General features: G+C 33.2%; 12 protein-coding genes. 5 read left to right on the top strand and 7 right to left on the bottom strand.

The genetic code is table 11. The features are described from left to right. Positions 1–81: 81 nt before the first annotated feature. The 6 genes from ACN4EE_RS19470 to ACN4EE_RS19445 all read right to left on the bottom strand — a co-directional run bounded on the left by ACN4EE_RS19470 (position 82) and on the right by ACN4EE_RS19445 (position 6,300). A complete protein-coding gene (locus tag ACN4EE_RS19470) occupies positions 82–753 on the bottom strand; it encodes a cell division protein SepF (RefSeq protein WP_431708152.1) in 672 nt (223 codons plus the stop codon). 82 nt (positions 754–835) lie between these two features. Continuing rightward, positions 836–1,804, bottom strand: coding sequence for an adenosylcobinamide-phosphate synthase CbiB (cbiB, locus tag ACN4EE_RS19465; protein ID WP_431708151.1), 969 nt, complete (start codon positions 1,802–1,804; stop codon positions 836–838). A gap of 185 nt (positions 1,805–1,989) precedes the next feature. Continuing rightward, the gene (locus tag ACN4EE_RS19460) at positions 1,990–2,598 is read right to left on the bottom strand and encodes a DUF3782 domain-containing protein (protein WP_431708150.1); all 609 of its coding nucleotides are present in this window, start codon (positions 2,596–2,598) and stop codon (positions 1,990–1,992) included. A 72-nt stretch (positions 2,599–2,670) separates the two neighbouring features. Continuing rightward, positions 2,671–3,249 (bottom strand): Uma2 family endonuclease, encoded by a 579-nt coding sequence (locus ACN4EE_RS19455; RefSeq protein ID WP_431708148.1) that lies wholly within the window; start codon positions 3,247–3,249, stop codon positions 2,671–2,673. Positions 3,250–3,334: 85 nt separating this feature from the next. After that, the gene (locus ACN4EE_RS19450; RefSeq protein ID WP_431708147.1) at positions 3,335–4,249 is read right to left on the bottom strand and encodes a hypothetical protein; all 915 of its coding nucleotides are present in this window, start codon (positions 4,247–4,249) and stop codon (positions 3,335–3,337) included. 311 nt (positions 4,250–4,560) lie between these two features. After that, positions 4,561–6,300, bottom strand: a complete 1,740-nt coding sequence (locus ACN4EE_RS19445; RefSeq protein ID WP_431708146.1) for an N-acetylmuramoyl-L-alanine amidase — start codon at positions 6,298–6,300, stop codon at positions 4,561–4,563. Between the two features lie 118 nt (positions 6,301–6,418). On the opposite strand from ACN4EE_RS19445, the gene ACN4EE_RS19440 reads away from it, so the two are divergent. The 5 genes from ACN4EE_RS19440 (at position 6,419) to uvrC (ending at position 10,357) form a co-directional block, all read left to right on the top strand. Continuing rightward, complete coding sequence (locus ACN4EE_RS19440; RefSeq protein ID WP_431708145.1) at positions 6,419–6,877, top strand: hypothetical protein; 459 nt, start codon at positions 6,419–6,421, stop codon at positions 6,875–6,877. Between the two features lie 47 nt (positions 6,878–6,924). After that, a complete protein-coding gene (locus tag ACN4EE_RS19435) occupies positions 6,925–7,614 on the top strand; it encodes a hypothetical protein (RefSeq protein WP_431708144.1) in 690 nt (229 codons plus the stop codon). A gap of 61 nt (positions 7,615–7,675) precedes the next feature. Then, complete coding sequence (locus tag ACN4EE_RS19430) at positions 7,676–7,915, top strand: hypothetical protein (protein ID WP_431708143.1); 240 nt, start codon at positions 7,676–7,678, stop codon at positions 7,913–7,915. 123 nt (positions 7,916–8,038) lie between these two features. Further along, on the top strand, positions 8,039–8,293 hold the full coding sequence (locus ACN4EE_RS19425; protein WP_431708142.1) for a hypothetical protein: 255 nt from the start codon (positions 8,039–8,041) through the stop codon (positions 8,291–8,293). A gap of 72 nt (positions 8,294–8,365) precedes the next feature. Next, complete coding sequence (uvrC, locus tag ACN4EE_RS19420; RefSeq protein ID WP_431708141.1) at positions 8,366–10,357, top strand: excinuclease ABC subunit UvrC; 1,992 nt, start codon at positions 8,366–8,368, stop codon at positions 10,355–10,357. Between the two features lie 318 nt (positions 10,358–10,675). On the opposite strand, the gene ACN4EE_RS19415 is transcribed toward uvrC, so the two are convergent. After that, positions 10,676–12,610 (bottom strand): ABC transporter ATP-binding protein, encoded by a 1,935-nt coding sequence (locus ACN4EE_RS19415; protein WP_431708140.1) that lies wholly within the window; start codon positions 12,608–12,610, stop codon positions 10,676–10,678. Positions 12,611–12,768: the final 158 nt, after the last annotated feature.

Genomic DNA, 12,768 nt, shown 5'->3' with positions numbered 1-12,768 from the left:
GAGGGGGGAGAGGGGGAAGACAAAAAATTACTAGCTAGGTTTTCAATTCTTAATTTTTAATTCTTAATTCTTAATTCTTACTTATTGGGCAATATTCGCACCAATACTGACACCTTCGTCATCCCAAAGAGAATCAGCAAAGGAAGTGTTAATAGTATTTGTGTTCAGGCTACTATTTGTAACCATAGGTTCTCTAACTTGATAGGTACTACCAGAGATGGTACTAACCTTAACGTTTCTAGGAGTGAATAAAAAGATACTTTCTCCTATTCTCTCTTGATGCCCGTCAATGGCGTAAGTGCCTCCAGCAACAAAATCCACCGCCCTTTGAGCTTCATCGGGTTCCATTACATTCAAATTCAATACAACACATCTTTGCTCCCTTAAAGTTTGAATTACTTGGGGAATTTCCTCGAAAGAATGGGGCTCAATTACAACTACTTCATTCACGGCGTTACTAACTCCTGGCATTCCAATAACGTTATTAGGTAAGATACTTGACATACTATTATCCATATAAGAAGATGACTGTGTTTCCATTTTGAGAGGGGATTTATCCCGTTGACGACGACGAGAAGAGGTAGAAGGCTGTACTGCCGGAGGTTCGGGTTGTGACTCCTCTGGAGTATCCACTATGATACTATCCTTCGGTGAATCTTCTTTTGCCATGGTTTCCATTTCTTCCTCATAATATTGGTAGTCTTGTTGTCCTCCACCAATAATGTCTTTTAATTTTCCTAAAAAATTACTCACTTGTTTAATTCCTCAATGACTTTAGTATAATAGTACAAACTTTATCAATCTATACAAAAATTTACGGATATTTTTATCTACTTTATATTCTTGTTAACCAAAATAAAACTTGTTTTAACAAAGTAATTGTAAATAACCATAATAAAAAACATTTTCTAGTCAATGATAAGGCTTGTTCGATCGAATTTGCATCGATTTTTTTGTCTGGTTTTCCTAACAAAGGCTTAAATTTTTTCTCCCCTTTATAGGTATTTTCGCCTCCTAATTGAACTTTTAAGATTAAGGCATAAATAGCCTCACTCCATCCCGAATTAGGGCTAGGGTCTAATATTGCATACTGTCTGCACTCAGTAATATACTTGAGGGGTTTTCCAGAGATAATTCCTAAAGTTAAAACCGTGAGACGACAAGGCAACCATGTTAAACAATCTTCTAATTTGGCACTAAACCAGCCTATATCAACATAAGGCTCTTTTTTATAGCCAATCATAGAGTCTAAAGTACTAATGGCTTTATAACCTATTGCCAAAGGTACACTACCAATTATAGGCAAGAAAGTTCCTATTAGGGCAAAAAATAAAGGGGCGGTAACTCCATCAACAGTATTTTCGGCAACGGTTTCTAAAACTGCTCGTAAAATATCTTCTTTTGATAAATTCTCAGTATCTCTACCGACATAAAAACTAAGACGATGACGCGCTTGAGATAAATCATTTTCTTTGAGGGAGGATAATACATCTTCGGCGGCATGACGAAGGCTTTTACCTGCAAAACAACTGGCTAACAACACCGTTTGCAGAATGATTCCTCCATAATAGTTAAAGTTACTTACCCAATAAATCAATAACCACGTTATTCCACCGCTACCGATAACTAATCCTAAACCGAGTATTACTCCAGCTATTTTACGAGCTAGTTTACTGGAGGTTCGATCGATCACAAAATTATGGTAACTTTGAATAATCCAACCCATAATCTGTACAGGATGAATCCAACCCCAAGGATCACCGATGAGATAATCTAAGATAGATGCTAACCAAACTATATTCAAGAATGAAGAATTAAGAATTATATCAAATCCGCTTAAACAGTTATAATAAAATTCTCGCACAAAGTAAGGAAAATCAAAATTTCTATTTATAAGTGATCATCCGAACTTGATATTACCTATTACCTATTACCTATTACCTATTACCTATTACTTCCCCTCATCAGAATACTTTTTCCTAACCGTAATTACCATGTTTGGGGCTGAAAATTTTTGGGAATGTCTAATTTAAACACATCATTGTCAATACGGGCAACATATAGCCCTTCTTGTAAAGCCTTTTTTCGTACATCCGATGACATATCCACCGCCGTTAAAATACCGTAAACCTTTTTATTTTGATGCTCAGGGAAAAAGTAACGAAAACGAGCTAAGATGTTTTTTAACTGATCGATCGAATCTTCTCTGGCATGGCTTTTCACTTCTACCACATAAGCTGTATTAATATCACCATTGCTATAAGCTAACACATCAATTTCTATTTCATCCCCATTTTTACGCACTCTTACACGGGGGCTAATGACTTCCATCGCCAATTTTTTTCTTAAAATTTTCTCCATGGAAGGCAAGGCTAAACCTTCGGTAAAACTCCCAAATTTATCCGCTAATCCCCCAATTTGTTTACCTAATTCTTTGATTTTTCGATCGGTTTTTTTTAATTGCTCATCGGTTTTCTTTTGTTGTTCATCAGTTTTCTTTTGTTGCATACTAACTTCTTTAATTTGCAATTCCGTTTGTTTTTGAGATTCAATTAACTCCCTTAATAATTGCCAAACTTCATCGGCGGTAGTTGTCATAACTTTTTCTCCACAATTACAATTCTATTTATGAAAAGGGCTAAAGCCCTCACTACAAACTGTGATTTAGTATTAATTTGTAAATTTTACCCGTTTATACAAGTCTGCTAAACTAATTTCTACCTCAACGGATTCTAAAGTTAAGACATCCTCTTGATTCATTAATTCCGTTAATAACCATTGATGTTTACCTACTTTTCGATACAATTCTACTCGATAATCTTCTTGAGAGATCAAAATATACTCTTTTAATTCGGGTATAGTGCGATAAAAAGCAAATTTTTGATTCTTGTCAAATCCTTCGGTGGAATTAGATAAAATTTCAGCGATTAAGCAAGGATTCGTTACTGCTGTTTGTTTTTCGTTAGTAAAGCAAGGCTCACCTTTAATTACCATCACATCAGGATAAAAATAATTATCACCATGAGGAGGTAATAACTTCATATCACTCATAAAAACACTGTAGTCTAAATCTTCTAAGGCTAACAACAATCGAGCATGAAGTTTTCCTGTTAGAATATTATGATTAGCAGAAGCGCCCGCCATTTTAATAATTTCTCCTTCTATAAATTCACTTTTTTCTTCGTTGATTTCTTCTTGTGCAAGATATTCTTCAACAGTGACGGGTGACAATACGATCGAACTTACCATTTTCAACCTCAAATTTTGCTATTTTTTGTTTTTGTACTTTGACTAAATGTTTTGTAAAATAATTATCATTTTACTTTTTATTTGATTAAAAATCCCAATCTTCGTCATCATCAAAAAATTCATCATCTTGCACAGGGGATGTATCATCATAAGCAGGAGAAATGACTCGATAAGGGGCATCATAAACTCCCCCTTCTCTATATCTATTATCGCTAGATTTTGAAGGTTCGATCGATCTGTTTTTTGGAGGAGATGAAGGAGTTTTAATCTTAGGTGATTTAGGTTTAATTTCAGTTTTTTCTCTCGGTTTATAGGAATAAAGAGAGGCTTCCCTTGCTTTTAAAAACGTTTCTGAAGGTACATTATCTTGTTCATTAATTACGGGATTAATTGGCTCTTTTTGTTGTATATTTTCTTCTAAATTTTCTGCAATTTTTTCTTCTGAATAAGTATTTTTATCTAAGATAATAGGTTCAACTTCTGAAGGCTTTTCTAAAGGTAAAATTTCTTCTTTTAATTCGATATTATCTTTAGCTTCTTCAGGATAATTTTCAGGTTGTTCATACTCGGCAAAATTATCATGATACTGATTATTTAATGGTATTTGTGGAGTAGAATCTTCATCAAAATCAAAGTCAAAATCTTCATCTATTTCTTCTACTGGTTTATTATATTTAGGAGGATTTACTCCAGCAGATGGAGGAGAAAAAACTTTATCTTCAGAGGGTTGTTTAAAGGATGATTTCGGTTTAGGAGGAGGATTATAAGGTTTTTGATTATCTGAATAATCAGATTTTCTCTGAGGAGAAGATGAGCTTAAAATTTGAATAATTAAACTAGATAATATACCAGCTAAAACTGCGACAATAACCCATAATGATAAAGGCAAACTTAGGCTATTATATCCAAAAATAACTAAGGTGATGGGTTGAGCATTTTGTAGAGTAAATAATGCCGTTATCAGTACGATCGAGATTAATAGTATAATTTTAAATCCCATAGTTTTTTGGAGAATTAAGAATTAGAAATTAAGAATAGTTTTAGTGATTTATAGACATCTAGTAGAAAAGATTTTTATTGGTTTGTAGTAAGGGCTAAAGCCCTTATTTTACCAAATATTATCAATGTATAATCAACAACTTACCATGTAATAAATGAGACTTTTTACAAAACATTTTGTTACAGAAAATATAATAAAATAAACGATTTGCGTATTAAAAAATGATTTAGGTAATATCTAGGAACTCGCCAAGAAATAAATTTCATGGCTCATAGCACAAGTCGGCTAAAGCGACTAATTTTAAAACAAAATTAATTTTTCATTCCCTCTGATAGCCATACTATAATACCGTCAGCGATCGAACGTGCTAATTGTTGTTGAGCTTGGGGGTTAGTAATCCATTCAAACTCATAGGGGTTAATCATAAAACCTAACTCTAATAATACACTAGGGGCGGTATGAGGGCGAGTGAGGGCGAGGTTATTCCAATATACCCCATAACTGGGTCGATCGAGCTTTTCGGTCAAATAATTATGCAAAAATACCGATATATCGTGGGCTTGGGGATGATACCAAAAAGTGCTGATTCCCTGAGTTTTTTCAGCGTTACCGCCATCGGGAAGGGCGTTATAGTGAATGGAAAAGGCAAGGTGAGGCTTTAGTTGATTTATCATCCTTTGTCGATCGACTAAAGATACAAATGTATCAGTTTCTCTCGTTAAATAAACCGTAACGCCACGATTGCGCAATTCTTCTGCTAATAAGAGGGATACCACTAAGTTAACGTCTTTTTCGGGATACCCCGTGCCTCCTAAAGCCCCCTTCTCCTCCCCTCCGTGACCCGGATCGAGTAAAATAGTTGTACCTTGAATATTGGCAGGGGCATGATTAAAAGTGAGAACTAAATTACTACCCTCATAACGCACATCATAACCCCATTGACGACTAGATTTAAAGTTGAAAATATAGTCAACTTGACTAGGGGAAGTTTGATACCAGTCTAAGCGCTTAATCAAAGAGTCGTCATCAAAACGAATGGTATCGGTTTGCGCGGTGGTGTTATGCAAAGTGAGGGTGAAAGTATCATCCCCCTGACGAATGGAAATAGGCACAGGATTTTGTAAGGGAAAAATAACTTCTGTACGATTATCGAAGCGACGGGAAGATACACTGCGAATAATGGAGGTAGGCGGTGCATTAGTGGGTAAAACCCTCGTTTCTTCTGCTTTTATCCATCCGCCGTAGTCTAATCTCAACCAGTCTCCATCTCTACCTGTTACGGATGCCCTTGTGCCTCTGGGAAGGGGTGTTAACCTCGAATGATTAGTGCTTGAGCCTGTTCGTGCTACTCCTTGTTCTGAGATTACTTCAATGACGGTTAATTCTTGAGGGTTAAGAATTGTTACATTACCTTGACTTATTTCTTGAACTGTTGTAGCTCGATCGATCATCTTAAAAGTGGGAGTAACAGTGGTATTAATATTAGTAAAACTGGCACATCCTTTTTTATTTATCCATGATTGAGAGGTGATTTTTTCTCCTTCATTATCTCCGATAAGAATAGCAGAATTAGAGGGCAAATTGGCGATAGTTAAGTCAGGAGTTAAGTTAATAATTTCTCCATTTATATCCACCGATACTTCACTTTGATAAGGTGCAACGGCTTGAAAACAGACTAATTCTTGGGGTAATCTGCTGATATTTTGAGAGGGAAAAACAGGAGTAAATTGTGATGGTTGAGGAGTATCTTTTTTCGTGACAATACGCTTAATTTCTTCATTGCCAAAACGGATGACTAATTCATTTTTGCCTGTTTGTAGAGGGATGGAAGGTGCAAAATGTCCTTGAGGAGATCGATCGATCGGCTTACCATTAATATAGACTGGATTATCATTACTAGCAGAGCCGATAACAAAGATAGAATTTGCCGTAGTTTCGTGGTTAGCAGGGGGATAAACTACCGTCAAAGATTGGGCGTTAACAGAATCCATAATTAAACCAAAAGAAGCTGTTAAGAGTAATCCTTGCCAAAATTGTTGCCGTTGTATCATGTTTAAAGAATTAGGAATGAGAAATGAAGAATAAGGAATTACTAATTATATCAAGTTCTGATAATTACTTACATATAATATAATACTTTATGTTTAATTTCATATAATAATCAAAACTATGAATGAAATTGCTAATATCGATTCAAGTGCTTATATAACAGTACAAGGAAATTATGCTGTTATTAATGAAGGTACAGGCTATGCTATTATTAATATCCAAAATAAACAATTTTTAGCGGGTAATATTTCCTCTTTTTTAGATTGCGTTAAAACTTTAGAATATATTGCTAGTAAACAAGACAATTCATCTCAAGAATATCAAGATTATTCTGAAGATATTAAAGCTTCTCAAGAATCTAAACCTTTAACTCCTAAATTTGATGTTAAATCTGATATTCAAAGATTAATAGAAAAGTATGCTCCAGAAACAGTTAAAGTTGATAAATCAGTTAATTTTATGAGTCAAAGTCGCTATAAATGTTATGACAAATATGGAAATATATTAGGGCGTGTTAGGGGAAAAGAAGGAAATCGCTATTGGCAATATGGTGATTTATCAGATAAAAAACATTATTAAATATCACATTTACTCAAAACAATAATTTAACTAATAAACATAAAAATATGAATGAAATTGCCAATATTGATTCAAGTGCTTATGTAACAGTGCAAGGAAACTACGCTGTTATTAATAAAGGTACAGGCTACGCTATTATTAATATCCAAAATAAACAATTTTTAGCGCGTAATATTTCCTCTTTTTTAGACTGTGTTAAAACTTTAGAATATATTGCTAGTAAACAAGACAATTCATCTCAAGACTATCAAGTTTATTCTGGAGTTAAAACACCTCCACAAGGTGTAGAAAAATCAGGAACTTTAACAGGATTAACCGAATATTATCCTTTAAAAGGACTAACTTCAAGATTAATTTCAGAAGTCGAAAATAGTAAGGATTTTAAAAATTTTCAATCAATAAAAACTAATGATAAAATCTCAAAGAATAGTATAAGATTAATTCAAGAAACTTCTCAACATTCCCAATATTTATCTGAAGTTGTTATCACTTATTATCGAGATCATAATTGTTCTAGTAGTGAAGCTGATTTACTTTCTGTTGAATTAAAGCAGTTAGCTATATCACTTTCAATGATTTATACTGTTCATGATCTTAGAAAATTTTATATTGTTGTGACTTTATTTACTCATCAAATTTCTCGTTTTAGACATAGAGAAAGAAAATATCGTTGGGATTATCTAATAAGAAAAAATATGCTTGATAAATTAAATGATTGTTTATCTGAAAATTATTAGAAGTCCTAAAAATTATTGTTGGCTTAATAAAAAAAATAAGATAAATTTTACCTAATATTTTATGAATATTGCAGAATTAATAAAAGCCGAAATTGACACTTTTTCCGAAGAATTACAATTATTGTTACTAGATTTTATTGAGTTACTTAAAAAACGTTATCCTTCACTAAAAAAAGATAATCTTAATCTGGAAAGCAAAGAAAATATAGATGATGAATCTTTTATTGGAATGTGGAAAGATAGAGAAGATATGCAAAATAGCGATGATTGGGTAAGACAAATTAGAAACCAAGAATGGTAGTAATTAAATGGGTAATAAAATTTTAAGCTCGTAGCTTAAAGTCAATATGATAAAATATCTGTAGATTTGATGTTCACAATGGATATAATTTTGTAAAACACTGATTAATGGTCTTAAATAACTATGTTAAAAACTGTAACAGGAATTTATGATAAAGGTCAAATTATAATTGAGCAATATCCCGATAATATTCAAGAGGAAACACCAGTAACATTTCTTGAAACTCAAAATATTGATTTAAAATCGAGGGGAATTAATCAAGAAGAAACTGAAAATATTAGAGAAAAATTAGCTGTTTTTGCTGATGAATGGAATAGAGAAGAAATGAATATTTATGACAATTATGAGCAATATAAAAATGAGCTTAAATCGAGGTAATAAAGATTATTAAATATACGATCGACAATAAAATAATTTAAGATTACAATAGTTGCTATTAGTATCAAATTTATGAATGAAAATTTATCAACAATTTTAAGTAACTTACCCTCCGATTCTGGGGTTTATTTTATGAAAGATAAAGAGGGTAATATTCTTTATATTGGTAAAGCTAAAAATTTAAAAAATAGAGTTAAATCTTATTTTAATGCTAGTCAAAAACATAGTAATAGAATTGCCTTGATGGTGCAACAAATTAGGGATATTGAATTTATCGTTACCGATACCGAAGCGGAGGCTTTAGCTTTAGAGGCTAATTTAATTAAACAACATCAACCTCATTTTAATGTCCTCTTGAAAGATGATAAAAAATACCCTTATATTTGTATAACATGGTCGGAAGATTATCCTCGCATTTTTATTACCCGTAAAAGGCGCTTAAATAGTAAACTCGATCGATATTATGGTCCTTATGTAGATAGTGGTAAACTAAAAGATACCCTTGAGATTATTAAACGCACTTTTTCCCTTAGACAACGATCGAAACCTCTATATAAAAATCGTCCTTGTTTGAACTATGATATAGGAAAATGTCCCGGAGTTTGTCAAAATTTAATTACCCCCGAAGAATATCGAGAAACTATCAGTAAAATTGCCTTAATTTTTCAGGGAAGAATTGATGAATTATTGCAACAATTAACCGCAAAAATGCAATCTTGTGCCGAAAATTTAGAGTTTGAAAAAGCTAGTAAATATCGAGATCAAATTCAGAGTTTAAGTCAATTATTTTCCAGTCAAAAAGTTGCCTTACCTGATGATACTATATCTAGGGATGCTATCGCTCTAGCTCAAGATGATAATCATATTTGTATTCAATTATTCCAGATACGGGCAGGGCGTTTAATTAGCAGACTAGGCTTTTTTACTGATAACAAAAATTCTGTTACTGATAAGGAAAAAATCTCATTATCACAGACAAAAAATGAATCTAAAACTGTTGATATTAAAGATCAATATGCAGGAAATTTATACAATAATAACGGAAAAATGTCAGTTCGATCGATAGCAAAAGAATCTATTAATAATAAATACCAAGATTTTATTGATAGTAAAAATGATGAAAAAGGAGAGATTTTACAAAGAGTTTTAGAAGAGCATTATTCTAATATTGACTCCCTAGAAATTCCCTCAGAAATTTTAGTTCAATATAATTTACCCCAAGCCGAAATTTTAACTAATTGGTTACAGCAAAAAAAAGGTAAAAAAGTGACGATTATTACTCCTCAAAAACAGCAAAAAGCGGAGTTAATATCTATGGTTGAAAGAAATGCGAACATTGAGTTAGAAAGAAGCCAAAAATTCACACAAACTAACTTAGAAGCGATGGAAGATTTAGCGAAAATTTTGGATTTACCCACATTACCTAGACGCATCGAAGGTTATGATATATCTCACATACAAGGCTCAAATGCAGTGGCTTCAAGGGTTGTGTTTATCGATGGTTTACCAGCTAAACAACATTATCGCCATTATAAAATACAAAATCCAGATATAAAAATCGGACATTCTGACGATTTTGCATCCCTTCAAGAAATTATTAAAAGACGCTTTTCTAAAACAGAAGAATATCCCGATTTAGTGATGATTGACGGCGGAAAAGGGCAACTTTCTTCCGTGTGTGAAGTGTTAGAAGAAATGAATTTGTTGTCAAAAATTAATGTGATTAGTTTAGCAAAAAAAAGGGAAGAAATTTTTATCCCTAATCAGTCTCAACCTTTACCAACCCAGAAAGAACAAACGGGGGTACAATTACTAAGAAGATTGAGAGATGAAGCCCATCGTTTTGCGGTGACATTCCATCGTCAACAGCGATTAAAAGCTAGTCGTCGATCGATCTTAGATGATATTCCGGGGTTAGGTTTTGAGCGTCAAAAATTATTATTATCTCACTTTAATTCGATCGATTATATCAGGGAAGCAAGTCTGAAACAACTGCAAGAAGTATCGGGCATTGGCAACCATTTAGCCCAAAATATTTATAATTATTTTCATCCTAATGTTTAATAAACTTTTGTGAAAAATATCACGGTTTTTAATAATAATAGATTTTTAATCATAAAAAGGGTGAAAAAAATTGCGATTTTCCTTGACTTTTTCTCTTTTTTTGGTAATAATAGAAAATATAAAGATCATAATGGAAATCTGACTGTCTATCTTTAAAAATGTCACTATTCCCATTATCTAAATTTTATCAAAAATGTCAACCCTTGTCAAGGGAAATATCGAAAAAAATGTGCATTTTTCGATAAAAGTAAAAATTGGTTTGTAGGGGTTGAATAATATTCAACTTTTACGGGGGAGAGATTGTGTCAATCAGAAAAGTTAATTTTCTAATTCTGCTAATTCCATCCATTTTTCGGTAGCTATATCTATCTCTTGATTCACCTTTTCTAATTCTAATGTTAAGTGATTTAGGGTTTCATAATCAAGATTTGAGTTGTTATATAACTCTTTCTCTATTTCTTCTTTTTTTGTCTCTAAATTAGGAATAATTTTTGTCTCTAGTTTCTCTAATTCTTTTTTTTGATAACTAGACATTCTGCGATTTTTCCCATTAGTATTTTTCTCTTTTGTTTCTCTATTTTTATCTTCTTTAAGGATTTTATTATTAGTGTTTTTTTCCTCTTGCAATTGTTTTTCTTCTTTACTTTTATACTCTAAATAAACGGAATAGTTACCCGGATATTGGCGCAAGTTGCCTTTACTTTCAAAGGCAAAAATAGTTTCTACGGTTCGATCGAGAAAGTATCGATCGTGAGATACTACTATGACACAACCCTTAAAAGATTCGATATATTCTTCTAACACTGCCAAGGTTTGCACATCTAAGTCGTTGGTAGGTTCGTCTAAAATTAGTACATTAGGATTACTAATTAACATCCTCAGTAAAAATAAACGGCGTTTTTCTCCTCCCGAAAGTTTGGCAATGGGAGAATATTGTTGATTGGGGGTGAATAAAAATCTTTCTAGCAGTTGAGAAGCGCTTATTTGAGTGCCGTCAGAGGTTTCGATATAGGTTGCTACGTCTTTAATATACTCGATGGCGCGTTGCTCATTTTGCGCGGCGGTGATTAAACTATCGGAATGTTGATCAAAATAACCAATATGAATAGTACTTCCGATCTCAACTTTCCCGCTATCGGGTTCAATTTTGCCCATGATTAAATTCATCAGGGTTGATTTACCAACGCCGTTACCACCTATAACCCCTACTCTATCATCAGGAGCAAATTCATAAGTAAAATCTTTAATCAGGGTTCGATCGCCAAAAGATTTGCTAATATTATCTAATTCGATGACTTTTTTACCGATGCGACGACTGGGGGTATCAATTTCAACCTTGCCTTGAGTCTGTTTAAACTCCTTCTCCTTCATGTCATAAATTCGATCGATCCGTGCTTTTTGTTTCGTACTACGGGCTTTAGGACCTCTTTTAAGCCATTCTAACTCCCTTCTGAGTATCCCCTGATGTTTTCTTTGACTACTAGCCTCAGATTCCTCTGAAGAAGCCTTCTTTTCTAAATAATAACTATAGTTACCACTATAACTGTACATTTCGGCTCGATCGATCTCCAGAATACGAGTTGTAACTTGATCCAAAAAATATCGATCGTGAGTAATCAAGAAAATTGCTCCTCGAAACTTTTGCAAATATTCCTGTAACCATTGTACGGATTCAGCATCAAGATGGTTAGTAGGCTCATCCATCAATAATAGATCAGGATCAGCCATTAAAGCGGAAGCAAGGGCAACTCTTTTGCGATAACCTCCTGACAAATCCCCCATTCTTGCCTCAAAATCACTAATCCCCAACTTATCAAGGATAATTTTAGCGTTGGTTTCCAAATCCCAAGCATTACCAGCGTTAATTTTTTCCGTCACTCGCTCTAACTTACCCATTAACTGCTGTTGAGTGATAGTATCAGCATGGGCGATGCGGTGAGATAAATCTTCATACTCCTTAATCCACTGCATTTGTTCGCCACTATAGACAAAAACTTGCTCTAAAACGGTATTATCAGGCTCAATTTCTGGTTGTTGAGGCAGATAAATGATTTTCGCTCCCGATTTTACGATCATTTCACCGCCATCATAAGGTTCTAAACCTGATAAAATTTTCAGTAAAGTTGACTTTCCTGAACCATTAACCCCAATTAAACCAACTTTATCCTTATCATCGATGCTGAAACTAGCATCCTTAAGAATTTCCTTAATGCCAAAATCTTTTTTGAGAGATTGTATCGTAATAATCGCCATTTTTAATAATTTCTTCGGACAATAGACTCTTTATCAGTCTAATGTTGTAATTTGATTCTCTAACATTAGTATAATTTATTTTTACTGTTAATGACTAAAGCATAAAAAGTTAATATCTTATACAAGAAAATACACAAAAACAAAAAGGTGTGTTAGAA

This window comes from Geminocystis sp. CENA526 (assembly GCF_050753365.1).
In the GTDB taxonomy this organism is placed as follows: Bacteria; Cyanobacteriota; Cyanobacteriia; order Cyanobacteriales; family Cyanobacteriaceae; genus Geminocystis.
This window is presented reverse-complemented; position numbering and strand designations above follow the sequence as displayed.